We start from the raw sequence: 24,395 nt of genomic DNA, 5'->3' as shown, positions 1-24,395 counted from the left end.
GAAAGCCGCGGCGGAGCCGACCTCCTTATTCATTCTGACTTCTGACTCCTGACTTCTGACTCCCAGGAGTTTTTATGGAAACCCTGCTACAAGACATACGCTATGGCTTCAGGATGCTGCGCAAGAGCCCGCTGGTGACGCTGGTGGCGGTCGTTTCGCTGGCGCTCGGCATCAGCGCCAACACCGTGATCTTCAGCGTCGTCAACGCCATCCTTTTAAAGTCGCTGCCCTTTAAAGACCCGGAGCGCATCGTCCTCGTCTGGGGCAATACGCCGTCGGAAGGGCACACCCGAAGTCAGGTGTCGGCGACCGATACCGACGATTGGCGGCATCAGAATTCGGTCTTTGAAGACATCGCCACCTACAGCAACTGGAGCGCGACGCTGCTCGGCGAAGGCGAGCCGGAGCGCATCCAGGGCATACAGGTGGGCGACGGTTACTTCACCATCATGAAAGGGACGCCGATGCTGGGCCGCACCTTTCTGCCCGAAGAGCAGGAGGACGGCAAAGATTTCGTCGTCGTCCTCGGCTATGGCTTGTGGCAGCGGCGCTTCGCCGGCGACCCGAACGTCGTCGGCCAGAAGATCAGTCTCAGCGGCAGGCCCTACACGGTGGTTGGCGTCATGCCGGCGGACTTTCAATCGCTGCCTACCAGCCTGGTTGATCCGCGCGGCGAATTCTATCGGCCTGTCGCCGAACCGCACGACGAGAATGAGCGCTCGTCACGCCACTTGCGCGCCATCGCGCGGTTGAAAGATGGCGTCACGGTCGAACAGGCGCAGGCCGAGATGAACGTCATCACCGGACGCCTCGAACAACTTCACCCACGCCACAACACAGGCTACGGCGTGCGGCTCATCAGCTTGCCCGAAGACACGGTCGGCGGTTTGCGCGCGACGCTGCTGACGCTGTTCGGCGCGGTCGCCTTCGTCCTGTTGATCGCCTGCGCCAACGTCGGCAACCTGCTGCTGGTGCGCTCGGCGGCGCGGCAGAAAGAGATCGCCATTCGCCGGGCGCTGGGCGCGGCACGCCTAAGACTGGCGCGGCAGTTCCTGACCGAAAGTGTGCTGCTGGCGTTGATGGGCGGCGGTGCCGGTTTGTTGCTGGCGCTGTGGGGAACAAGCCTGGTCGAAACGCTCGGCGCGCGCGTGATGCCGCTGCTCACCGGCATCAAGATCGATAGCCGAGTGCTGGGCTTCACCTTGGCCATTTCGATACTCACTGGCATCGTCTTCGGGCTGCTTCCGGCCTTGCAGGCGACGAACCCCGACCTCAACGAAACGCTCAAGGACGGTGGCCGCGGCTCGGGCGCAGGGGCCAGCCGCAACCGCCTGCGCGGCGTGCTGGTGATGGGCGAAGTGGCGATGGCGCTTGTGCTGTTAATCTCGGCGGGGCTGTTGATCAAGAGCGTGATGCGATTGCGCGACGTCGATCCCGGCTTTGCCGCCGAGAATCGCCTGACCATGAGCGTCACGCTGCCGGGCGCGAAGTACCCGAAAGCGCCGCAGTGGGTCGCTTTTTACAATCAACTAGGCGAACGGCTCAAGGCGCTGCCGGGAGTCAAGGCGGCAGGCTTTACCAGCGTCCTACCGTTCAGCGGCAATTTCGATGGCCGCGCCCTGGCAATCGAAGACTATCCCAAAGCGCGCGGCGAAGAAGACAGCGTTGACCTCTACATCGTCACCCCTGCTTATCTTGAAGCGATGGCGATTCCGTTAAAGCAAGGTCGGGCGCTTGCCGAGCAGGACACCGACACGGCACCGCTGGTCGCGCTCATCAATCAGACCATGGCCGATGCGCTGTGGGCGGGGCAGAACCCCATCGGCAAGCGCATCAAGTTTCCCGGCTCCGAGCGCAATCCGCAGCCCTGGCGCACCGTCATCGGCGTCGTCGCCGATGTCAAACAGTATGGGCTGGATAGAAAAGACCCGATGCAAATCTACCTGCCCGAAGCGCAGTACCCGACGCAGTTCATGTCGCTGGTCGTGCATACCGCGGATGACCCGAAAGCCATGATTGCCGCCGTGCGCAGCGAAGTTCACGAGCTGGATAAAGACCAGGCGGTTTACAACATCTTCACCATGGAGCAACTGGTCGGCGATTCGATCTCGCTGCGGCGCTTCTCGATGGTGCTGCTGATGATCTTCGCCGGCGTCGCCTTGCTGCTCGCGGGCGTTGGCATCTACGGCGTCATCTCTTACACGGTGACGCAGCGCACGCATGAGATCGGCGTGCGCATGGCTTTGGGCGCGAGCCGCCGCGACATCATCCGTCTGATTGTCGGCCAGGGGATGGTAATGACGCTCGGCGGTATCAGCATCGGTTTGGTGGCGACCTTTGCGCTAACGCGGCTGCTGGCAAGCCTGCTGTTTGGCGTCAGCCCGACCGACCCGCTAACGTTCGCAATCGTCGCCGCCGTTCTGGCCGGAGTGGCTCTGGGAGCCTGTTTCGTCCCGGCTCGCCGCGCCACGCGCGTAGACCCGATGGTGGCATTGCGGTATGAGTAGGCAGGAAGCAGGAAGCAGGAGGCAGGAGCGGATACGGCTGCGACAAATGCTTGTTATCCCGAACCGCCGATCCTGTTGTTTCTCTGACTGCTTCCTGCCTCCTGCTTCCTGCTTCCTGATTATCAGAGGTGAACGATGCAAACGCTCATTCAAGACCTGCGCTATGGATTGCGGCTGCTGTTGAGGCGGCCCGGCTTCACGTTTGTCGCGGTGATTACACTGGCGCTGGGGATCGGCGCAAACACGGCCATCTTCTCAGTCGTCAACGCCGTACTGCTCAAGCCCCTGCCTTACCCTGAGCCCAGCCGACTGGTGGCGATCCGCGGCAATCAATCGCTGCCCGACCTCGACGACATCAGGGCGCAGAGCCAGGCGGTCGAGTACTTCGGCGGCGCGGTCGTCCAGGCGCTCGATTACACGGGCGAAGCCGAGCCGATTCAGGTGCAGGCGGCGCTCTGTAATGCAGACCTCTTTAGCGTTCTCGGCGCGCGCCCGCTGCTGGGGCGGGTGATCTCGCCCGCCGAAGACGTGGCCGGCGGCGAGCGCGTCGTCGTCCTCTCTCATGCGTTCTGGCAGCGACAATTCGGCGGCGACAGCGGCGTCATTGGCCGCAGCATACCGCTCAGCGGCAACAGCTACACGATTGTTGGCGTGATGCCCGCGGATTTTCGCATGCCGCGCGAGGAGCCGGACATCTGGGCGGCGGTGCGTGTTGCGAATCCGGTAGCGGCGCAGTTTCGCGGCGTCCACTTCCTGCGCACCTACCTGCGATTGAAGCCCGGCGTGACGATCAGCGCAGCGCAGTCCGAGATGGCCGCCATAGACCAGCGGCTCTCGGAAGCCTACCCGGACGAGAACAAAGATCGCCACCGCGTCTTGATCGGGCTTCATGAATTACTGGTGGGCGACATCCGTTTGCCGTTGCTGATCCTGTTCGGGGCGGTCAGCTTTGTACTGTTGATCGCCTGCACGAACTTCGCCAACCTGCTGCTGGCGCGGGCGGCGGCGCGGCATCGCGAGATGGTGATTCGCGCGGCGCTCGGCGCGCGGCGCTGGCGGCTCGTGCGTCAACTGGTGGTCGAAAGCGTGCTGCTCGCGCTGCTGGGCGGGACGCTCGGCGTCGTCCTGGCCATGTGGGGCATTGACCTGCTGCTCGCGCTCAAGCCCGCCAACCTGCCGCGCCCTGTGACCATCGGCATAGATGGCGGCGTGCTGGCCTTCACCCTGATGCTGTCGCTGCTTACGGGAATCATCTTCGGGCTGCTGCCGGCGTGGAGCGCGGCGAGCGCCAACGTCAGCGAGGCGTTGAAAGAAGGCAGCCGCGCCGCAACCGCCAGCATCACTCGACAACGCTTGCGCGGCAGCCTGGTCGTCGCCGAGATCGCTCTGGCGCTGGTGCTGCTGGTCGGCGCGGGACTCTTGATCAAGAGCTTCGCCCGCTTGCGCGGCGTCGCCCCGGGGTTCCAGCCCGAAGGCGTGCTGACCATGCGCATCGAGCTGCCCGAGGCGCGCTACAAAGAGATTCCGAAGCAGACGCAATGCCGCCTCCGTCTGCTTGAGGCGCTGAACGCGCAGCCCGGCATGCAGGCGGCGATGATCAGCGAATTGCCGCTCACCGATTATCGCCTGTCGCACAACTTCGTCATCGAGGGCCGCCCGCCGCTCGCCCCCGGCGATGAGCCGGAAGTCGAAACCCGCAGCATCAGCCGCACCTACTTTCAGACGATGAAGATTCCCGTGCTTGGCGGGCGCGACTTTGCCGCGCAGGACAACGATAAGTCGCCCATGGTCGCCGTCGTCAACGAGAGCTTCGTGCGCGAATACTTCCCCGACAGTAGCCCCATCGGCGCGCGCATCCAGTGGGCCAGGGGGCCGCGCGATTACTGGATGACGATCATCGGCGTCTGCGGCGACGTCCGCCAGGAATCGTTGGCCGAAGCCGCCGAGCCGACCGTCTTCACCCTCTACGAGCAACAGGATCAGCCGTGGAAGCGCTGGATGTTCCTCGTCATCCGCAGCCAGGATGAGCCGACGCGGCTCGCGCGATTGGCGCAGGAGCAGGTCTGGACGATTGACCGGCAACTGCCGGTGACCCGCATTCAACCGATGAGCGACGTGGTCGCCTCTTCGGTGAGCGGGCAGCGATTCAACCTGATCTTGCTCAGCCTGTTTGCGGCGGCGGCGCTGGTGCTGGCCGGCGTCGGCATTTACGGTGTGATGAGTTATACTGTCACGCAGCGCACGCACGAGATCGGCGTGCGCATGGCGCTGGGAGCCAGCGCGGCGGACGTGCTCAGGATGGTTGTCCGCCAGGGAATGACGCTCGCGGCGACGGGATTGATCATCGGGCTTGGCGCGGCTCTCGCCTTGACGCGTTTGATGGCGAGCCTGCTGTTTGGCGTCAGCGCCTCGGACCCGCTGACCTTCCTCGCCATCTCTCTGGTTCTGACAGCAGTAGCTCTGGGAGCTTGCTTTGTGCCGGCGCGGCGGGCGACGCGAGTCGACCCGATGGTCGCGCTCAGATACGAATAACTGTGGAGGACGTTTCTTATGCGTAGAGCTATGACACTGGCGGTTCTTGGAGCCACCTTAATGCTTTGCTTCGGCAGCCTGGCCGGGGCGCAGAATAACAAGCCGGCGCCGCCGCCCATCGTCGCCTTCGGCAGCGATTCGCCGGAGCGCGGCACCACCCGCGTCGGCTTCTGGAACACGAAAAAGGACATGGGCGCCGGCCAGTTTGCGATTGATTACGGTCGCCCGCTCTGGAAGGCAGATTACGAGGACACGGCGAAGTTCGACGCTTTTACCAAAGGCAAGGTCTATCGCCTGGGGAGCAATTTCTGGACGACGCTCGACACAGACATGCCGCTGACGGTTGCCGGCACGCAGATTCCGGCGGGCCTGTGGTATCTCGGCCTGCATCGCTCGGCAGACGGCGCGACCTGGAGCCTGGTCTTCATCGATCCGGCGAAAGCGCGCGCCGCGCACATTGACGCTTCCGAGATCGGTCGCGCGCCGGTCGCCTTTAAAGCGCCGATGACGATTGAAACGGCAGCCGAGACCAAAGACAAGCTGACGATTGATCTGCTCTTCAAACGCGGCAACCCGAAAGATGTGACCCTGCGCATCAGTTGGGGCAAGTGGCAGTTTAGCGCCCCTGTCGTGGTGCCTGTGCCGACCGCCGACTAGGCCGCCATCGCCAGTTGAACACAGAGACACGGAGGAAGCAGAGCGTTTTTCTCCGTGTCTCTGTGTGTCTCGGCGGTCTTCTTTCTTACATTCCTTGCGTTATCTGCTCGTTCCGCATTGCCTCAGGGTCTATTCATTCTCCGGACTTGAACCGCCAAGACGCCAAGGCCGCCAAGAGAACGCCGAGCTTTTCTTGGCGGTCTTGGCGTCTTGGCGGTTCATCCCCCAATGGTTATTCGAGAATGAATAGACCCTGCGCATTGCCTGCCCGCTTTTGCCTTTTGCGGCGCATCAGTGCTAGAGTTTGGTTTAGCCCCGCAGATTTTATTTAACAGACCAACGAACCCATTCGCAGAAAGTGGTATCTAAGTCTGCGAATCGGTAAAAGGAAGTTGAGTTTATCAAGACTTGGCGACAATAACCCGCAAAGCCAATACGCGCGTCATCCGGGTCGTTGAACAACGCCGCCCGCCGCTGTGGCGGCGCGTCTTCACGCGCAAGCTCGCCATTGTGCTGGCGGTTCTGGCGCTCCTATTCGCTTCCCTATTCGCCTTCTTCTACATCAAGTACTCGGCGCTGATTGACGCGCGCTTGCGCGGCGATGTCGTCGTCCGCACCACCGGCATCTATGCCGCGCCGCGCACCATCCGCCAGGGCTCGGGCGCCACCCTGCTATCGATCAAAGCCTATCTCGACAACATCGGCTACGTTGACGCCGCCAAAGAGGCCGACTCGAAGCGCGGGCGCTACGTCGACAAAGGCAACGCCCTGGAGATTCATTCGTCGAGCGACGCCGTCATCAACAACGCGCGGCAGTTCCCTAACGTCTTGATCGTCTTCGGGGCCGGCGGCAAAGGCGTCCGCCAGATCACCGACCTCGATTCCAAGCGCAATCTCGATCAGGCACAGCTTGAGCCGGAGATGATGACCGCCATCTCGAACGACAAGGCGCGGCAGAAACAGAAGCTCGTCTCTTACAAAGACCTGCCGAAGGATTACATCAACGCCGTCGTCGCCATCGAAGACCGGCAGTTCTTCGAGCATTCGGGCATCAACGTGCGCGGCATCGCCCGCGCCCTGTTCCGCGACGTCAGCGAAGGCCAGATGCAAGAGGGCGGCTCTTCGATCACTCAGCAGCTCGTCAAGAATTTCTTCCTGACGCCGGAGCGCACGCTCAAGCGCAAGATGCAAGAGATGATGATCGCCGTGACGCTTGAAACCAAGCTCAAGAAGGAAGAGATATTTCAGCTCTACGCCAACGAAATCTACATGGGTCAGTCGGGCAGCTATTCGATCAACGGCGTTGGCGAAGCGTCCTCGGCCTACTTCAACAAAGATGTCGTCAACCTGACGCTGCCCGAAGCCGCCTTCCTCGCCGGCATCATTCGCGGGCCGAGTCTCTATTCGCCTTACCGCGACCCCGAGCGCGCCCGCGCCCGGCGCAATCAAGTGCTCGACGCGATGGTCGAGGCCGGCTTCATTCCCAAAGATAAGGCCGAGGCGGCAAAGGCCACCAAGCTGGAAATCCAGCCGCGCAACACCGCCGTCAATAGCGACGCGCCGTATTTCGTTGACTACCTGCAACAGCAGTTGCTCAACGAAGGCATGTCGCGCGACCTGGCGCGGCAATCCTTCCGCGTCTATTCGTCGGTTGACCTGGAATTGCAGCGCGCCGCCGACAAAGCGGTCGGCGACACACTGACCCAGCTTGACCCCATCTTTGCCAAGCGCAAGAAGAACCCTATCCCGGCGGGCACGCTGCAAGCGGCGCTGGTTGCCATGAATCCGAAGACCGGCGAAATCATCGCCATGGTCGGCGGGCGCGACTACGGGCAGAGCCAGCTCAATCGCGCCACGGATGCCAACCGTCAGCCCGGCTCGGTCTTCAAGCCGATTGTTTATGCGACGGCGCTGAACTCGGCCTATGACGATCAGGCCGACGAGAAGATCACCGCGGCCTCAGAGTTCATGGACGCGCCGGAGACGTTTCTCTACGGGCGCGGGCAGACCTACTCGCCGGAGAACTTCGGCAAGACTTACGCCAATCAGAACGTCTCGCTGCGCGACGCGCTGACCCATTCGCTCAACGTCGTCACCGTGCGCGTTGCCGAAAAAGTCGGCTATGGAAAGATCGCTCGCATGGCCGAAAAGCTCGGGCTGCCGAAGCCGCAGCCGTACCCGGCGCTGGCGCTCGGCACGACGGAAGCGACGCCATTGCAGGTGGCGCAAGCTTACACGGCGTTCGCCAACGGCGGCGTGCTGACCGAAGCCAGTCCGATCAAGCGCGTCACCAACAGCAACGGCGTGGCGATTGTCGAAGCAAAGCCGTCGTCACGGCAGGCGCTGCGGCCTGAAGTCGCCTGGCTGACGACTTCGATATTGCAGGACGTGTTGAATCGCGGCACGGCGGCGCGCGCCCGCGCCATGGGATTCAAAGGGCTGGCCGCGGGAAAGACCGGCACGTCGCGCGATGGCTGGTTCGCCGGCTACACGCCGAATCTGGTCTGCGCCGTCTGGGTCGGCTTCGACGACAACTCGGAGCTTGGGCTTGAGGGCGCGAAGTCCGCCCTGCCCATCTGGACGGCGTTCATGAAGCAAGCCCTGGCGCTCAGGCCCGAGCTTGGCGGCGACAGTTTCCCGAAGCCCGACGATATCGTCAGCGAAGAGATTGATCCGGCGACGGGCATGCTTGCCACCGAGCAGTGCCCCACCAAGCGCACAGAGTATTTCATCGAAGGCACACAGCCGACCGAAGCATGCAATGCTCACACAGGCGACAAGCCTGCTGAGCCGCTGCTGCCCGGCTTCGAATACCCTGAAGGCAAGCCCGACAAAGACACCAGGCCGCCGCTTGATGGCGAGCCGCCGGAAGATGCCCCGCCGCCACCCACTCGCAAACAGGTCAAGAAGGCGGCCGACAAACCTAATCAGTGACAAGTGACAAGTGACAAGTGACAAGAGGGCTGCGCCTGCCGCCGCATTCGAGTAGATCGAGTGACAACGTCTTGTCACTTGTCACTTGTCACTCGTCACTTCCCCCAGGGTCTATTCATTCTCCGGACTTGAACCGCCAAGACGCCAAGGACGCCAAGAGAACGCCGAGCTTTTCTTGGCGGTCTTGGCGTCTTGGCGGTTCATCCCCCAATGGTTATTCGAGAATGAATAGATCCTGTCACTTCCCCGATGACTCTTGCCATCTCGGTCACCTTCCGCTATATCAATGGCGGCAAGTCAGACGGAAACGTTTAAGCTCCCCCGTCCCCTGCGAGAAACTGTGTGAGAAGCATGATCCCTAAACTCAGCCTGACGTGTCTGGCGCTGTTGATCGCGCTGGCGGGCAACGCCAGGACGGAGCGCCGCGCCACGGGTGACTTCACCGGCGATGACGACCTGATCACAGGCGCGCGCGCCATCGTCATCGGCAAAGTGCGCTCGCTCGCCTGCCGGCTGGACGCCGAGCAAGATCGCGTCTTCACCTACATCACTGTTGACGTTGAGGAGACGCTCAAGGGCGAGATCAATGCGCACCGCATCGTCCTGAAAGAAGAAGGCGGCGAGGCTGACGGTCAGGGCAGCATCGTCTACGGCACGCCGCAGTTTGCGCGCGGCGAGCGCGTCTTGCTCTACCTCGACACCTGGGCTGACGGCAGCCTCCGGGTTCATCAAATGTCATTCGGTAAGTTGACGATTGCCGAAGACCCCGCGGGCGGCGAACCCTTGCTCATTCGCGCTGATCCCGGCTGCGACGCGATGCGCGCGCAGGCGGCCACGCGCCGTCACGCTTCCGCGCCTGCCGCCGATCAACCGCGGCTGAATGATTACCGGCGCGTCATCAAAGCGCGGCTCGCGGTCAACCGGGAGCGCGCCGACGCCTTTGAAGCGGCGACCTATGCCGGCGTGCCTTGCCTGGCTGAGCCGCGCGAATACGCCGGCGCCATCACCCGTGGCGAGATGCGCCCGCAATTCACCTTGATCTATTCGGTGAAGTCCGTGCGCTGGTTCGAGCCCGACAGCAATCAGCCGGTGGTCTTCTACATCAATCCCGATCTCGCGCCCAACCCGCAGGTGATCGATGATGTCGGCGCGGCCCTGACCGCATGGACGAACATCGCCGGGTGTAGCCTGCGGCTGGTCAACGGCGGGGCGCGCAACGTCTGCCCGACGCTACGCACGGTGAATGCTTTTACCTTTAACAACTGCGATCTGCGCTTCTCGCCGTCACCTGTGCAGGGCCGGATCATCGCGCTCGGCGGCCTGAAGTGGACGAGCGACGAAACCAAACAGGTCAACGGTCAGACCTTCGTCAAAGCGGTCTATGGGTTCGTCTCGCTCAATCCTTACGCCACCGACAGCTATGACGATCATTGCAGCCTGCGCGAAGTGGCGACGCATGAGTTTGGTCATGCGCTCGGGCTCGGCCATTCGCAATACCCCGACGCGACGATGAATGGCACGGCACACTTTGATGGGCGCTGCGCTTCGATCACCGACGACGACGCCAACGGCCTTGCCTTCGTCTACCCGATCAACGATCCAGGCCCGCGCCCGCTGGCCATTGACACGACGGGATTGCTGCCGGACGCGGTCGATCAGATTCGTTATGTTCAGCCGATTGTCTCTTCGGGCGGCATCCTGCCGCACACCTGGAGCATCGCCCCCGGTTACGGCAGGCCGCCGAGCGGTCTGGCGCTCAACACCGGCGGCATCCTCACGGGCGTGCCGCTTGAAACCGGCACCTTCAGCTTCAAGGCGCAGGTTGACGATGGCGCCGGCAACGTTCAGCAGAAGTTGTTAACGATCACCGTGCGCCCGGCGCTGCCTTTTGATTCGCGCTACATTTCTCAAAGCGTGGCGTCGACCGTGCAAGCCGGCCAGCGCTTCAACGCCACCTTGAAATGGTTCAACGTCGGCAGCCAGATGTGGGACGGTTCAACCGTCGAGCTGGCGGCGCAGAGCCCGCCCGGCAACGCCGTATGGGGTGTTGCCGCCGTCGCCGTTCCGGGCTTCACGCTCAAGAGCGATCAGCTGACCATCCAGTTCACCGCGACCGCGCCGCGCACCGCCGGCACTTATAATTTCCAATGGCAGTTGTATCAGGAGGGCAAGGGCTTTTTCGGCCAGCCGTCGCCGAGCGTGCAGATCGTCGTCACCGCCGGCCCGCCCAGCATAGACAACGTCAACCCTCTGCAAGCCGCCGCCGGTACGCCTTTCAGCTATCAACTCGCAGTCGTTGGCGGCACGTCGCCTTTCACATGGTCGCTCGTAAGCGGTGCGCTGCCCGCGGGCTTGAGCCTGAACCCGCAGAGCGGACTGATCAGCGGCACGCCGGCAGCGGCGGGCTCAGCGACCGTCACCGCGCAGGTCATGGATGCCGCCTCGCGCACGGCCCAGCGGACGTTTTCGATCACCGTCGCGCCGGCGCCGCCCGCGCCATTGGCGCTCTCGCTGGCGACAAGCCTACAGGGCGTTAAAGGCGAGCCGTTCACTTATCAGCCGACGGCTTCGGGCGGCACGCCGCCTTACGCCTGGTCGCTCACGGCGGGCGCGCTGCCGGCGGGCCTGACGCTCAATGCCGCCACCGGCGCGGTGACCGGGACGCCCGCGGCGAGCGGCGATTTCAGTGTCACGCTCGCGGTGCGCGATCAGCGCAATCAAAGCGCCAGCGGCGCGCTTGCGATTAAAGTTACAGAACCTCAACCGCTGCCGGCCATCAGTAAGGTGAAGTATAAGCCCGGCAGCCGCAAGCTGATCGTCAACGGCGAGCGCATCGATGCCAGCGCGACCCTGACGATTGATGGGGCGCAGGTCGCCGCGCGCTTCGACGCCGGGGGACTGATTGCGAAACCGGTGTCGCTAGGCACCGGCACACACGAAATCCGCGTCGTCAATCCGGGCGGCCTCGCTTCGCCGCCTTACTTGCTCACAGTCGAATGAAACCGGGCCTGCCGCCCGCGCCGTACTGCTCATTCGTCCGAAGCCTATCGCCCACACGCCCGCGCCTTGCGGGCACTGCGGCCGGCTCTCTCAATCTGGAGGCTCCTCGTGAAAAAACTACTGCTCCTCGGTTTCTCAGTCGCCGTCATCTTCATCGGCTTTCAACAAACGTCTGAAACGGCAACGTCGCCGCAAGCGGTCGGCGAGATCACAGACAGCCCGCCTGTCAACTTCAAGCCGGCGGCCTTCACCGCGACGCCCCGCGATGCGCCGGCGATACCTGTCGCGGAAGCCGAGCTGCGCGCCGCTTCGACAAAAGCCCTCAAGCTCATTCAACAGGCGCAAAGCGGCTGGTACAAGCGAGAGACTTGCGCCTCGTGTCATAACCAGTTGCTCCCCGAAATCCCCTTCAAGCTGGCGCGCGAACGCGGCATCCCGATGGATGAAGCGGCGGCGCGCGAAGAGACCGCGGCGGTCTTCGGCTCTCTCAAAGATTTGGACGCCGCGGTTCAGGGATACGATTTCATCGACGCCGTCTCCAATGGCTGGACACTGGTAGCGGCGCACGCTGCCGGCATCAAGCCCAATCTGGCGACCGGCGCCTACGCCCAGATGATCGCTTCGCGCCAGCTCGCCGACGGGGGCTGGTTCATGATTGACTCTCGCCCGCCGCAATCTAACAGCCGCTTCACCGCGACGGCGATCTGCGCTCAGGCCATGCGGCTGTACCTGCCTGAACAAATGAAAAGCGAGAATCAATCGCGCACCCTCAAGGCGAGAGCGTGGCTGCTGAAGGCCACGCCGCGAAGCACCGAAGAGCGCGCCATGCAGTTGCTCGGCCTGCACTGGACGGGCGCCGACGTGAAGGCGTGCAAGAATGCCGCGCGGCAACTGCTGGCCGAACAGCGCGAGGACGGCGGCTGGTGCGAGTTGGCCGGCTTACCAAGCGACGCTTATTCGACCGGCGAGGCGCTGGCGGCGCTGCACGAGGGCGCGGGATTGCCGATCAGCGATCCGGTTTACCAGCGCGGACTGCGCTACCTGCTCAAGACTCAAGAAGCCGACGGCTCGTGGCATGTCAGGTCGCGCCTGCACCCGCCCGCGCCCGTCAGCCCGCCTTACTTTGAGACAGGCTTCCCGTTCCAGCATGACCAGTTCGTTTCGATGATGGGCAGCAGTTGGGCGGCAGCGGCCTTGATGCAGGCGATCCCTGCGAAAGGTGCCCCGCGCACGCTCTCGGAGTTCGCGCCGGCTGAAGCCGAGTGGATGGCAGTCGCCTTGAATGGCCGCGCGGCGGATCTGAAAAGGCTGCTCGACGCCGGCATGAAGCCGGATAGCAAAACCGCCGAGGGCACGACCGCCTTGATGATGGCGGCGCGCGATCTTGAGAAGGTACGGCTGCTGGTCGAGCGCGGCGCTGACGTGAATGCCCGCGCCGCAACCGGCATCACGCCGCTGACCGCCGCCGCGCAGTATCCCGGCAACGTCGAAGTCGTCCGCTTGCTGTTGGAGAAAGGCGCCCGGCCAAACAACGAGAAAGGCGTCGAGGTGCGCAACAACGCCTCGGCGGTCTTCTATGCCCTGCTGGCCTTTGACACGCAGATGGTCGGAGCGCTGCTCGATGCCGGCGCAAATATCAATGACCGCATGAAACTGATCGGCAGATTTCCTGTCTCACCGCTGCTCTACACCGTATCCGGCAACGACCCGACAATGGTTGAGTACCTGATTAGCAAGGGCGCGAATCCGAACGAAACGGACGATGACGGCATCTCGATTCTTGACTGGGCCGTTATCGCCAACCGCCCTGCCACGGCCAGGGCGCTGATCGCCCACGGCGCGGACGTCAACCATGTGGATCGCTTCGGCATGACGCCGCTGCTGTATGCCGCTTCGATTGACTTTGGCGACACAGAGGTGCTCGCCGCGCTGCTCGCCGCCGGCGCCGATTTGAAGGTCAAGAACAAGCAGGGACAGACGGCTGCCGACCTGGCGAGAAGTTACAACCACGCGGCGATGTCGAGCCTGCTGGCGAGCAAAGCCGCGGCCCGCTGATATGTTCGCAGATCAGTATGCGCGGGATGAGTTCCGGTCATAGCGGGGCGCGCGATTTTTTTTTGCGGCGAGGTATTTTCGGCTCGCCCGGCAGCTCTGCTTGAATGGGTAAACATCTCAGGTCCTTGCGGGACGCGTCATAAGCGCGTCCCTTTTTTTGCGCGTTGACCGCGCCGGTTGCGCGGCATAAAATGGTTCCTTCGATCAGCAAGACCCATTTTGACCAACGCCATTCGAGACTTGCCAGGAGGCTGAGATGAGTGGACAAATTGAAGAAATCCTCGGCGCTGAAGCCGAGAGCCTGCTGTCGTACCAGAGCAAATCCATCCCCAAAGAGCATCTCCATCTGCCGGGGCCGGATTACATAGACCGCGTGTTTGCATATACCGACCGCTCGCCGGTCGTCATGCGCAACCTGCAAACGATGTATAACACGGGCCGGTTGTCTAAGACCGGCTACCTGTCGATCCTGCCGGTAGACCAGGGGATTGAGCATTCGGCGGGCGCGTCGTTTGCGCCCAACCCGATGTACTTCGACCCGGCGAACATCTGCGAGCTGGCGATTGAAGGCGGCTGCAACGCCGTCGCCACTACCTTCGGCGTGCTCGGCATGGTGGCGCGCAAGTACGCGCACCGCATCCCGTTCATCCTCAAATTCAACCACAACGAGTTCCTGACCTATCCGAACAAATTCGACCAGATTCCTTTCGCGTCCGTGGACGCGGCCTTCGAGATGGGCTGCGTCGGCCTGGGCGCGACCATCTACTTCGGCTCGGACGAATCAACGCGCCAGCTCCAGGAAGTCTCGGAAGCCTTCGAGCGCGCCCACGAGCTTGGCATGTTCACCGTCTTGTGGTGCTATCTGCGTAATCCAGCCTTCAAGACCAAAGAGGCCGACTATCACACGTCGGCTGACCTGACAGGCCAGGCCAATCATCTCGGCGTCACCATCGAAGCCGACATCATCAAGCAGAAGATGCCGACCAACAATGGCGGCTACAAGGCGCTGGCCTCGAAAGAGAACCCTTACGGCAAGATTTCCGAGCTGGTCTACACCGAGCTGACGACCGATCACCCGATTGACCTGACGCGCTATCAGGTGGCGAACTGTTATATGGGGCGCGCCGGCTTGATCAACAGCGGCGGCGAGTCGGGGCAGAACGATCTGCAACAGGCTGTGCGCACGGCGGTCATTAACAAGCGCGCCGGCGGCATGGGCTTGATCAGCGGGCGCAAGGCGTTCCAGAAGCCGCTGCGCGATGGCATCGAAATCCTCAATGCCATCCAGGACGTTTATCTCGCCGCGCAGGTCACCGTCGCTTAGACTTAGAAGCTATACGGGGGGCGCGGCAACAGGGGCCGCGCCTTCATGGTTTTCCACTCAACACAGGTTGACATCATGGACGAACCACATGCCTCCAACGTGACGATCCGCGACGTTCTCGATCTGCTCTCGCAATTGCGCACGAGCGCCGTTGAGTTCCAGCAGCACATCGATATTTATTTCAGCTCGGAACAGGACTGGCAGCGCATCAAGGATCGCTTCGTGACCTTCGAAGAGCGCTTCATCTCGCTCGAAGCGCGACTGTCGGGCGTCGCGCCCGAACCCTCCTGGCAGGAAGACGAATTGACTTACATGATTAACGAGCTGCGTAGCATCGGCCAGGATTTCACAGAGATGCGCCAGGAGTTTTTGCGAGCTTTGCAGGAAGCGCCAGAGCGTGTGATGTAAAAAGTGGGGAAGTAAAAGGCAGGAAGCAACTCGCCACGGCGAGCCGTGTGTTTTGGGTCGGTGTTCTTAAGACACCTTACGTTCCATCTTATCGAGGCGGCGATTCATATCGCGCTGATCTGATCGGACTTCCATCACGTCTTCATTCAGCAGGTCGAATTTCCTGTCTATCTTGCGAATGTCGCTGTGCATCTCTAAAAGGCGCTCGTCCATTGATGTCCAGCGGACAGTGAACTCCTGCTGAAGGTTGTCAACTTTCCCTTCAAGCGATTCAACGCGAGTACTGAGATTTCGCATCCCTGTCTCCATCGCTCGAACTAGAGTAATCAGTTCCTGAAGTTCGTTACTACTCATCTTGCCTCCTTTCTAAAGTGTTCTTACCTTGCTTAACGCGATTATGTTGCGGGCGGTTCCCAGCGTCAAGCGGAATCATGGCGCGTCATTCCCTCATTTGACTTCTTTGATGTTCGCCGGCCTGGCAAAGAGTTTGTCCGCGAGGTTGGCGTTGAGATTGACGTCGTCGAAACTGACGCGGGCGCTCTGCTTGCCATTGCGGTAGAAGTCCTGAATCGTCGGAAACTGCACGCCGCCGAATTCCACCCAGCGAAAATAGCGCGTCTCGCTTAAGACCTCACCCTCGGTGGTGAGCGATTTGTATTCGATGCTCAAGGGCAGGTGGTCGCGCGGGTTGAAGTGAATCGTCGCCTGGCCGCCATCGCTAAACTCGACGCGCACGGCTTCGGAAAAGGTGCTGCGCCACGGCTCGCGGCGGCCCAGATAAACCAGCTTGACGCCCTGCTGCGCGTTGGCCACGCGCAAGAGGTTGTCCAGATCGTAGCGCGCGCCTTGCTGAAACTGCTTCACCTGTTCATCAGTCTGGTCTTTGATCTGTTTCGCCTTGGCGTCATAAATCCAGTTAGCGCCCTCTGAATTCGCCTGCACATATTTGGTGTCGCCCTTGCCAAACTCTGTGCGCTCGCGCTTCGGGCCGACGTAATCAACGAACGGCAAAGGGTCGCCCGATACGCCCTTTTCATAAGCCGTGTATTGGCCGCGCGTCGCCGTCGTGCGCATCTTCAGGTAAGCCTCGCCGCCGCGCGCCTTGATGGCCGCTTGCACCAGCGCGAGCGCCTTCGCCGGGTCGCTCTCGTCCTGCTCCTGCGCCGCCGTCACGTGGGTAGCAATTATTACAAACGCCAGCAGCCAATAAATAAGCCTGAGTCTTCCCTGCACCGCTTTGCCTCCTGAATCAAATCACCGTTCGGATGTGGCGCAAGCTGTTAGCTTGCGCCACATTGAAAAGAAAGCGGCGCGAATCCCTACTCGCGCCGCTCTCATTCATACCGTCTAATGCGGGCTACGGCTTGCCGGCCTTAATCTTCATCTCGCCGTCTTCAAAGTCGGCCAGGAAATAGTCCGCCTCTTTCCAGCGCGTCGTCACCGGCAGCTTGACCAACTCGTCAATCGTGCGCTTGAGAAAGCGCGCGCCATAGGCCGGGCTGAAGCCTTTCTCGACCAGATGCACGAGCGCCGAGTCGCTGACTTCGAGCTCTTTGCCTTGCCGCCGCATCTGCTTGCGCAGCGTGTTCAGGTAAAGCTCGGCGATCTGCTTCACTTCGTCCTGGGTCAGCGGCGTGAAGACGACGATCTCATCAATGCGATTACGGAATTCGGGCGAGAAGCGCTCTTCCGCCGCCTTAATGACATCGCGGTTAATCTGCTTGATGTCCGCCAGCGTCTTGGTGCCAAAGCCCAGCGGCTTCATGTACTTTTTGAAGTTATCCGAGCCGAGGTTCGACGTCATGATGATGATGGCGTCCGACAGATAAACCTTCTTGCCGCGCCCGTCGGTGATCCAGCCTTCGTCGAAAGCTTGCAGGAAGAGGTTGAGCAGGTAAGGCGACGCCTTTTCGATCTCGTCGAGCAGCAGCACCGTGTACGGGTTGTCGCGCAGGCGTTCGGTCAGGATGCCGCCGCGCTCGCTGCCGACGATGCCGCGCGGCATGCCGATCAGCTTCTCGACGGCGATGGTGCCGTCTTGATACTCGGACATATCGATGCGGATCATCTTGTCGTCGTCGCCGAACATGAACTCCGCGACCGCCTTCGCCAGCTCGGTCTTGCCGACGCCCGTCGGCCCCAGAAACAGCAGCACGCCATCGGGCTTGTAGAAGTTCTCTTTGAGCGGCCCTTTGTTCAGGCGCAGCCGTTGACCGACCGCCCTGATGGCATCCTTCTGGCCGATGACGCGTGCCGACAACGCATCGTCCATGTAAGCGAAGCGGTCATTGGTGTCGCGGAAGATCATGTCGCGCGGGATGCGTGATTCCTGGCTGATGACGTCAATGATGTGCTCGCTTTTGACTTCGGCCGTTTCGGGATTGTTGATCTCGACTTTCACCGAGGCGGTGTCGAGCCAGCCGATGACTTTGTCCGGCAGGTGCAGGTTGCGGATGTAGCGCGGCGCCATCTCAAGCGCCGTCTCGATGGCTTCGTCCGAAATCGTCACCGAGTAGTTGCGCTCTAACCGGGGGCGCACGCCGACGACGATCTTGCGCGTGTCTTCGACCGACGGCTCGTCTACGCGAACCAGGCGGAAGCGACGCGCCAGGGCTTCGTCTTCAGAGATATATTCTTTGTACTCGGTCATGGTCGTCGCGCCGACGATGCGAATCTCGCCGCGCGCCAGCGACGCCTTGAACATATTTGCCGCGTCCGAACTGGCTCCCAGAGCCGATCCGGCGCCGATAATGGTGTGCGCTTCGTCAATGAAGAGGATGAGGTTGTCGCGCTCTTTGACCTCGTTGATAATCCCTTGAATGCGCTCTTCGAACATGCCTCGCAGCATGGTGCCGGCGACGATGCCCGACATTTGCAGTTGCACGACGTGCGCATTACGCAATCGCTGCGGCACGCTTTCCGGCTCCAGCTCGATCTTCCGCGCCAAGCCCTCGACGACGGCGGTCTTGCCGACGCCGGCTTCGCCGACGAGCATGGGCGAGTTGGCGCGCTCGCGGTGACAGAGAATTTCGATCATCTGGCGAATCTCTTCATTGCGCCCGATGACCGGCGGCAGTTTGTCCTGGCGCGCCAGCTTGTTGAGGCTGACGCCGAAGTGCTTCAAGTAAGGCGGCAGCTCATAACGCCGGCGGTACTTCTCTTCCTTCTCTTCGTGGCTGCGGACGCGGGTTTGAATCTTCTGCATCACCAGCTCGCGGTCAGAGCCAAGGCGGCGCAGCAATTCGACGGGGTAGCTGTGCGCGTCTTTGAAGAGCGCGACGAACAGGTCGTGCGATTCGATCAAGCGCCGCCCGCGCTCGTGCGCCTGCTTCAAGGCGTTTTGCAGCAAGGTGCGCATCGCCTCGCTGATCTTCATGCCGCGTCCGAGATAGTCGCGCTGGCTGAGCTTGGTTTCGAGCGATTGCAGCAAGACCTGCGGATCGAGGTTCAAGCTCTGCATGACTTCGTTGAAGAACTGGCGCTCGGTCTCGGCAATCGACAGCAGGACATGTTCCGGCGCCAGTTGATTGTGGTCGCGCGAGCGTGCTTCATCGTAAGCCTTGCGAATGATCTTGCGGCCACTGTCAGCAATTTTGTCGGTATAAATTTCTAAATCAATCATGGCTGTTCTACTTCCTATGGGGGCCGGCGAGCCCGGCGTCTGCGCTCACTTGCGAATCAGGTTCCGCGGTTTGATGAATCATCCTTTTCAAGTATAGCACAATAAAAAACAGACTCAACAATCGCTCCATGACGCGCTTTCGGCGCCCATGTTTGACACTGCGGAAAGTCGCTTCCTATAATCAATTGCTTGTAGCAACAGGCAGAAACGCAACTGTCAGAGCATGGGAGAAACCGATGGCCGACGAGCAGCCGCAAGGGCAAGAACCTGACATCAACGACCAGCAACTGGAGCGCCAGCGCGCGCTCGAAGAGATCGCCGACCTCGGCGTTGAAACCTACCCGCACAAATTCCCGCGCACCCACACGATCACCGAGATCGTTCGCGACTTCGGCGGCAAGAGCGGCGAAGAGTTGGAGGCCGCGCCCGTGCGTGTGCGGGCCGCCGGGCGGGTTCACGCCATCAACAAGATGGGCAAAGCCGCCTTCATCCGTTTTACCGATGGCGGCGAGTTGATGCAAATCTACCTGCGCTCGAACGAGGTGGACGAGAAGACCTGGGCGCTCTTCAAGCTGCTGCATCTCGGCGATTTCGTCGGCACCGAAGGGCGATTGTTTCGCACACGCACGGGCGAGCTTTCGATCCACGGCGAGTCGCTCGCCTTCCTGTCAAAAGCCCTGCTGCCGCCGCCCGACAAGTACTATGGCCTGCACGATGTCGAGGTGCGCTACCGGCAACGTTACGCAGACCTGATCGCCAACCGCGACGTGCGCCGCGTCTTCGAGAAGCGCGCCGAAACGATTCGTCTGATTCGCCATTTTTTTGACGAGCGCGGCTACATCGAAGTCGAAACGCCGATGCTGACGCCGCTGGCGACGGGCGCGGCGGCGCGGCCTTTCGTCACGCATCACAACGCCCTCGACATCGATCTTTATGCGCGCATCGCGCCGGAGCTTTACTTGAAGCGGCTGATCGTCGGCGGCTTTGAAAAGGTCTACGAGATCAACCGGAACTTTCGCAACGAGGGCTTCGACCGCAGTCACAATCCCGAATTCACGATGCTCGAATTCTACGAAGCCTATTCCGAATACGAAGACTTGCTACGCATGACCGAAGAGCTGATCGCCGCCCTCGCCGAGCGCGTCGGCGGCAGCGCGCGGCTGCCTTACGGCGAAAGGGAGATTGATTTTACGCGCCCGTGGCAACGCCTGACCATGCGCGAAGCCGTCAGCCATTACTGGCCCAACGAAAATGAGAGGCCGACGGTTGACGATCTCTCGACCCGCGAGGGCTTGCTTGCGTGGATTGAAAAACTTCCCCGCCATCTGCGAGCCGAGATATCAGACGTGCAAAAACTCGGCGACGGTTATTTGCTCGGCGAGTTGTTCGAGGCCGTCGCCGAAAAGCGTCTCGTCAACCCGACCTTCATCACAGAATTCCCGACCGAGCTATCGCCGCTGTCAAAGCAAAGCCAGAGCGACCCGCGCTTCGTTGACCGCTTCGAGCTGTTCATCGCCGGCATGGAGATTGCCAACGCCTTCTGCGAGATCAACGACCCGCGCGACCAGCGGCGGCGCTTCGAAGATCAGATGAAGCGGCGCGCCACTGGCGACGACGAAGCGATGGTGATTGACGAAGACTACATTCGCGCCTTGAGCTACGGCATGCCGCCGACCGCCGGTGAAGGCATCGGCATTGACCGCCTGGTGATGTTGCTGACGAACTCGCGCTCGATCCGCGACGTCATCTTGTTCCCTCATATGAGGCCAGAAAAATTAGCCGTCGCGAACGTGCAGGCAACGAGTGAGCTTGAGGCTGATGCGGAAGGCATCAGGTCAGACGAGCCTTCAACTGACCACTGACCACTGGCCATTGACCACTGCTCATGCCATACGAACTGTTCATCGCGCTGCGCTATCTGAGGGCGAAGCGAAAGCAAGTGATGATTTCAGTCATCACCGTGATCGCCATTGCGGCGGTTGCTGCCGGCGTGGCGGCGCTGATTACCGTACTGGCGATGATGACCGGCTTCCGGCAGGAGTTTCAGACCAAGATACTTTCCGGCACCGCGCACCTCAACCTCGGACACAAGACGCGCGAGCCGCTCAGCGATTATCGCCAGATGGTCGAACGGCTCAGCCAGCTCCCGCATATCCGCTCGGCCTCGGCGACGCTTTATGACCGCGTCCTGATCACCGGCAGCAATCAGACGGAAGGCGCGATCCTCAAGGGTGTCGACATGAGCGAGCCGCCGGCGACGAATGAAGTCTTCCAGTTTGCCACCGAAGGCGACCCGCGACTGCTTGCCGAACCGGAGAGCGAGCCGGATTCGGACGTGAAGATCGACCGCGTCTTCGTCGGCCGCGGGCTCGCGGCAACCGTCGGCTTAAAGGTCGGCGACATCGCCACGATCACTTCGCCGCAGGGCCACCTGACGCCGATGGGCATGGCGCCGCGCATCCGCGACTTTCGCGTCGCCGGCATCTTCTCGACCGGCTTGAGCGATTACGACGAAGCCTGGGCCTATATCTCGCTCGATGCGGCGCAACGCCTGACCGGCAGCCCGGACGTCGCCGAGATGATCCAGATGAAAGTCGACGACGTGGACAACGTCCAGGCGATCAGCCAGCAGGTGCTTGCCGCCGTCGGCAATGATTACCAGGTGCAGACCTGGCAAGAACTGAACGCGCCGATTTACAGCGCGCTCAGTTATGAGAAATATGTCTCCGGCATCGCCCTGCTGATCGTCATCGGCATCGCCGCGCTCAACATCATCACCGTGCTGATCATGATCGTGCTGGAGAAGCAGCGCGACATCGCCATCCTGAAATCAATGGGCGCGACCAGCCGCAGCGTGATGTGGCTCTTTATGGCTCAAGGCTTGATGATCGGCGCGGTCGGCACAGTGATCGGGGTGGTTGTCGGCGCGGGCTTTTGCCACTTCGCCGACCGCTATCACTGGATCAAGCTGCCGGCGGGCGCTTACGCGCTCGACTACCTGCCGTTTCACTTGAGCGTCACCGACGCGGTGGTGGTGGTGGCGGTCGCCCTGGCCATCAGCTTCCTATCGACACTCTATCCTTCATGGAATGCCGCGCGCGTCACGCCGGTCGAGGGGCTGCGGTATGAGTGAGGCGATTGCGGATTGCGGATTGCGGATTGCGGAATTTAGAATGTCGTTTGGATGATCGATGATTCAAAGACTCCGGTTGAAGGCGCAACGGTTGAAACGCGGCCCGCCGCTTCGTCATTCCAGCAATCTGCAATCCGCAATCCGCAATCCGCAATCATCAAGGCCGAGGGCCTGACAAGAATTTATGATTCGGGCAGCAGCCGCGTCGTCGTCTTTGAAGGCTTACGGATGGAGGTCGCGGCGGGCGAGATGGTGGCCATCGTCGGCCCGTCGGGGGCTGGAAAATCAACCCTATTGCATCTTTTAGGAGGATTGGATAGACCAACGAGCGGAGTCGTAAATGTGGCCGAATTTGACATCGCGAAACTCGGTGATGTAGACTTGGCACGGTTTCGCAACAGGGAGATTGGGTTCATCTTCCAATTTCATCACCTGCTGCCCGAGTTCTCAGCCGTTGAAAACGTCATGATGCCGTTGCTCATCAGCCGCGGCTCGTCGAGAGCGGCGCGCGAGCGTGCCCATTCTCTGCTTGAGGCGGTCGGTCTCGGCACTCGCGCAACGCACCGTCCCGGCGAACTGTCAGGGGGTGAGCAGGCGCGTGTCGCTTTGGCCAGAGCGCTGGTCGCAGGCCCGCGCTTACTTCTGGCCGACGAACCAACCGGCGACCTCGACAGCAAAACCAGCGAAAGCATTCATCGCCTGCTCAAGGAGGTTCACCGTTCGCAGCGCCTCACCTCGGTCATCGTCACCCACAATGAGCGGCTGGCGGCGATCTGCGACCGCGTGCTACACCTTGAAGACGGGCAATTGCGGAACGGCTAAATTCGATTTTGGATTTTAGATTTTCATAGCTTGGCGCTTCGCGCCGGCGATTTTGGATTGAGGGAACTGGACCCAATGGAGCTTGCAGTTTTCCGGTAATCTAAAATCTAAAATCCAAAATGGATAGGCGAATATGTTCGAACGTTATACCGAGAAAGCGCGCCGCGTCATTTTTTTCGCCAGGTATGAAGCCAGCCAGTTTGGGGCGCAGGCCATTGATGCAGAGCATATCCTGCTCGGCTTGCTGCGCGAAGACAAACAACTGACGCAGAAATTTTTCCGCAGTCCGCACTCGACCGTCGAATCCATCCGCAAGGAGATCGAAGGGCGCACGCCCTTGCGCGACAAGGTGTCGGCTTCGGTTGACCTGCCGCTCTCGGTGAGCGCCAAGCGCGTCCTGAGCTTTGCCGCCGACGAAAGCGAGCGCCTGCAACACCGTCACATCGGCACAGAGCATCTGCTGCTGGGCATCCTCCGCGAAGACAAATCGATTGCCGCCGAGATTCTCTACGAGCGCGGCCTCAGACTCAATCAAATCCGCGAAGACTTGATGCGGGCGCATCAGAACGAACGCGCCATGGCGGCCAAGAAGGACGCGCCGCATCTGGCCGAGTTCAGCCGCGACCTGACGGAAGCGGCCATGACCGATCAGCTCGACCCGCTCATCGGGCGCGAAGCCGAGACCGAGCGCTTGATTCAAATCCTCTGCCGCCGCACCAAGAACAACCCTGTGCTGATCGGCGAGCCGGGCGTCGGCAAGACCGCCATCGTCGAGGGGCTCGCCCAGCGCATCGTCAACGACAGCGTCCCGCCGTTCCTCGCCGACAAGCGCATCCTCGCGCTCGACATGGGCGCGCTGATCGCCGGTGCGAAGTATCGCGGCGAGTTCGAGGAGCGCCTCAAGGCCGTGCTCAATGACCTCGCGAAGCAGGAAGGCCGCGTGATCCTCTTCATCGACGAGTTGCACACGATGGTCGGCGCCGGCAAAGCCGAAGGCGCGATGGACGCCGGCAACATGCTGAAGCCCGCGCTCGCACGCGGCGAACTGCATTGCGTGGGCGCGACCACGCTCGACGAATATCGCAAGTTCATCGAGAAGGACGCAGCGCTGGAGCGACGCTTCCAGAAGGTGCTGGTCAACGAGCCCTCGGTCGAAGACACGATCGCGATTCTGCGCGGCCTCAAGGACCGCTACGAAGCGTTCCACCGCGTCCGCATCTCCGACGAGGCGATCGTCGCCGCCGCCGAGCTCTCCGATCGCTACATCCGCGACCGCTTCCTGCCCGACAAGGCGATCGACCTCGTGGACGAAGCAGCGTCGAAGCTGCGCATGGAAATCGACTCGATGCCGGCGGAGCTCGACGAAATCGAACGCCGCATCATGCAGCTCGAGATCGAACG

15 protein-coding genes are annotated in these 24,395 nt (G+C 61.5%); 12 read left to right on the top strand and 3 right to left on the bottom strand.

Annotated elements, in window-relative coordinates:
• Positions 1-74: 74 nt before the first annotated feature.
• The 8 genes from VJ464_05715 (at position 75) to VJ464_05680 (ending at position 15,417) form a co-directional block, all read left to right on the top strand.
• Positions 75-2,507, top strand: coding sequence for an ABC transporter permease (locus VJ464_05715; protein ID HKQ04607.1), 2,433 nt, complete (start codon positions 75-77; stop codon positions 2,505-2,507).
• A gap of 135 nt (positions 2,508-2,642) precedes the next feature.
• Positions 2,643-5,039, top strand: coding sequence for an ABC transporter permease (locus tag VJ464_05710; GenBank protein HKQ04606.1), 2,397 nt, complete (start codon positions 2,643-2,645; stop codon positions 5,037-5,039).
• An 18-nt stretch (positions 5,040-5,057) separates the two neighbouring features.
• Positions 5,058-5,696, top strand: a complete 639-nt coding sequence (locus tag VJ464_05705) for a DUF2911 domain-containing protein (protein ID HKQ04605.1) — start codon at positions 5,058-5,060, stop codon at positions 5,694-5,696.
• A 408-nt stretch (positions 5,697-6,104) separates the two neighbouring features.
• Positions 6,105-8,630: a PBP1A family penicillin-binding protein gene (locus VJ464_05700; GenBank protein HKQ04604.1), complete on the top strand. Its 2,526-nt coding sequence runs from the start codon at positions 6,105-6,107 to the stop codon at positions 8,628-8,630.
• 351 nt (positions 8,631-8,981) lie between these two features.
• Positions 8,982-11,630 (top strand): putative Ig domain-containing protein, encoded by a 2,649-nt coding sequence (locus VJ464_05695; GenBank protein HKQ04603.1) that lies wholly within the window; start codon positions 8,982-8,984, stop codon positions 11,628-11,630.
• Positions 11,631-11,738: 108 nt separating this feature from the next.
• Positions 11,739-13,685 carry an ankyrin repeat domain-containing protein gene (locus VJ464_05690; protein HKQ04602.1) on the top strand — a complete coding sequence of 649 codons (1,947 nt, stop codon included), beginning with the start codon at positions 11,739-11,741 and terminating at the stop codon, positions 13,683-13,685.
• A 256-nt stretch (positions 13,686-13,941) separates the two neighbouring features.
• Positions 13,942-15,009, top strand: a complete 1,068-nt coding sequence (locus tag VJ464_05685) for a class I fructose-bisphosphate aldolase (GenBank protein HKQ04601.1) — start codon at positions 13,942-13,944, stop codon at positions 15,007-15,009.
• A 75-nt stretch (positions 15,010-15,084) separates the two neighbouring features.
• Positions 15,085-15,417: a hypothetical protein gene (locus VJ464_05680; protein ID HKQ04600.1), complete on the top strand. Its 333-nt coding sequence runs from the start codon at positions 15,085-15,087 to the stop codon at positions 15,415-15,417.
• A 66-nt stretch (positions 15,418-15,483) separates the two neighbouring features.
• Here the strand turns inward: VJ464_05680 and VJ464_05675 are convergent, their stop codons facing one another.
• From VJ464_05675 to VJ464_05665, 3 genes are all read right to left on the bottom strand, one after another.
• A complete protein-coding gene (locus VJ464_05675; GenBank protein ID HKQ04599.1) occupies positions 15,484-15,771 on the bottom strand; it encodes a hypothetical protein in 288 nt (95 codons plus the stop codon).
• 93 nt (positions 15,772-15,864) lie between these two features.
• On the bottom strand, positions 15,865-16,650 hold the full coding sequence (locus tag VJ464_05670; GenBank protein HKQ04598.1) for a hypothetical protein: 786 nt from the start codon (positions 16,648-16,650) through the stop codon (positions 15,865-15,867).
• A gap of 124 nt (positions 16,651-16,774) precedes the next feature.
• Positions 16,775-19,039, bottom strand: coding sequence for an ATP-dependent Clp protease ATP-binding subunit (locus VJ464_05665; protein HKQ04597.1), 2,265 nt, complete (start codon positions 19,037-19,039; stop codon positions 16,775-16,777).
• 236 nt (positions 19,040-19,275) lie between these two features.
• Between VJ464_05665 and lysS the strand changes: the two genes are divergently transcribed.
• The 4 genes from lysS to VJ464_05645 all read left to right on the top strand — a co-directional run.
• On the top strand, positions 19,276-20,901 hold the full coding sequence (gene lysS, locus VJ464_05660; protein ID HKQ04596.1) for a lysine--tRNA ligase: 1,626 nt from the start codon (positions 19,276-19,278) through the stop codon (positions 20,899-20,901).
• 23 nt (positions 20,902-20,924) lie between these two features.
• Positions 20,925-22,172 (top strand): ABC transporter permease, encoded by a 1,248-nt coding sequence (locus tag VJ464_05655; protein HKQ04595.1) that lies wholly within the window; start codon positions 20,925-20,927, stop codon positions 22,170-22,172.
• 132 nt (positions 22,173-22,304) lie between these two features.
• Complete coding sequence (locus tag VJ464_05650; GenBank protein ID HKQ04594.1) at positions 22,305-22,994, top strand: ABC transporter ATP-binding protein; 690 nt, start codon at positions 22,305-22,307, stop codon at positions 22,992-22,994.
• A gap of 133 nt (positions 22,995-23,127) precedes the next feature.
• On the top strand, positions 23,128-24,395 hold a 1,268-nt coding region (locus VJ464_05645), incomplete at its 3' end, for a Clp protease N-terminal domain-containing protein (GenBank protein ID HKQ04593.1).

This window comes from Blastocatellia bacterium, assembly GCA_035275065.1.
Classification (GTDB): domain Bacteria; phylum Acidobacteriota; class Blastocatellia; order UBA7656; family UBA7656; genus DATENM01.
The sequence above is the reverse complement of the archived record's forward strand: the minus strand, read 5'-3'. Positions and strand labels throughout refer to the sequence as shown.

Bases quoted from the DNA above. Each gene is read 5' to 3' on its own strand.
- VJ464_05665 (HKQ04597.1), bottom strand. From the start codon at position 19,039: ATGATTGATTTAGAAATTTATACCGACAAAATTGCTGACAGTGGCCGC.
- VJ464_05655 (HKQ04595.1), top strand. From the start codon at position 20,925: ATGCCATACGAACTGTTCATCGCGCTGCGCTATCTGAGGGCGAAGCGA.
- VJ464_05715 (HKQ04607.1), top strand. From the start codon at position 75: ATGGAAACCCTGCTACAAGACATACGCTATGGCTTCAGGATGCTGCGC.
- VJ464_05675 (HKQ04599.1), bottom strand. From the start codon at position 15,771: ATGAGTAGTAACGAACTTCAGGAACTGATTACTCTAGTTCGAGCGATG.
- VJ464_05680 (HKQ04600.1), top strand. From the start codon at position 15,085: ATGGACGAACCACATGCCTCCAACGTGACGATCCGCGACGTTCTCGAT.
- VJ464_05695 (HKQ04603.1), top strand. From the start codon at position 8,982: ATGATCCCTAAACTCAGCCTGACGTGTCTGGCGCTGTTGATCGCGCTG.
- VJ464_05685 (HKQ04601.1), top strand. From the start codon at position 13,942: ATGAGTGGACAAATTGAAGAAATCCTCGGCGCTGAAGCCGAGAGCCTG.
- VJ464_05710 (HKQ04606.1), top strand. From the start codon at position 2,643: ATGCAAACGCTCATTCAAGACCTGCGCTATGGATTGCGGCTGCTGTTG.
- VJ464_05705 (HKQ04605.1), top strand. From the start codon at position 5,058: ATGCGTAGAGCTATGACACTGGCGGTTCTTGGAGCCACCTTAATGCTT.
- lysS (HKQ04596.1), top strand. From the start codon at position 19,276: ATGGCCGACGAGCAGCCGCAAGGGCAAGAACCTGACATCAACGACCAG.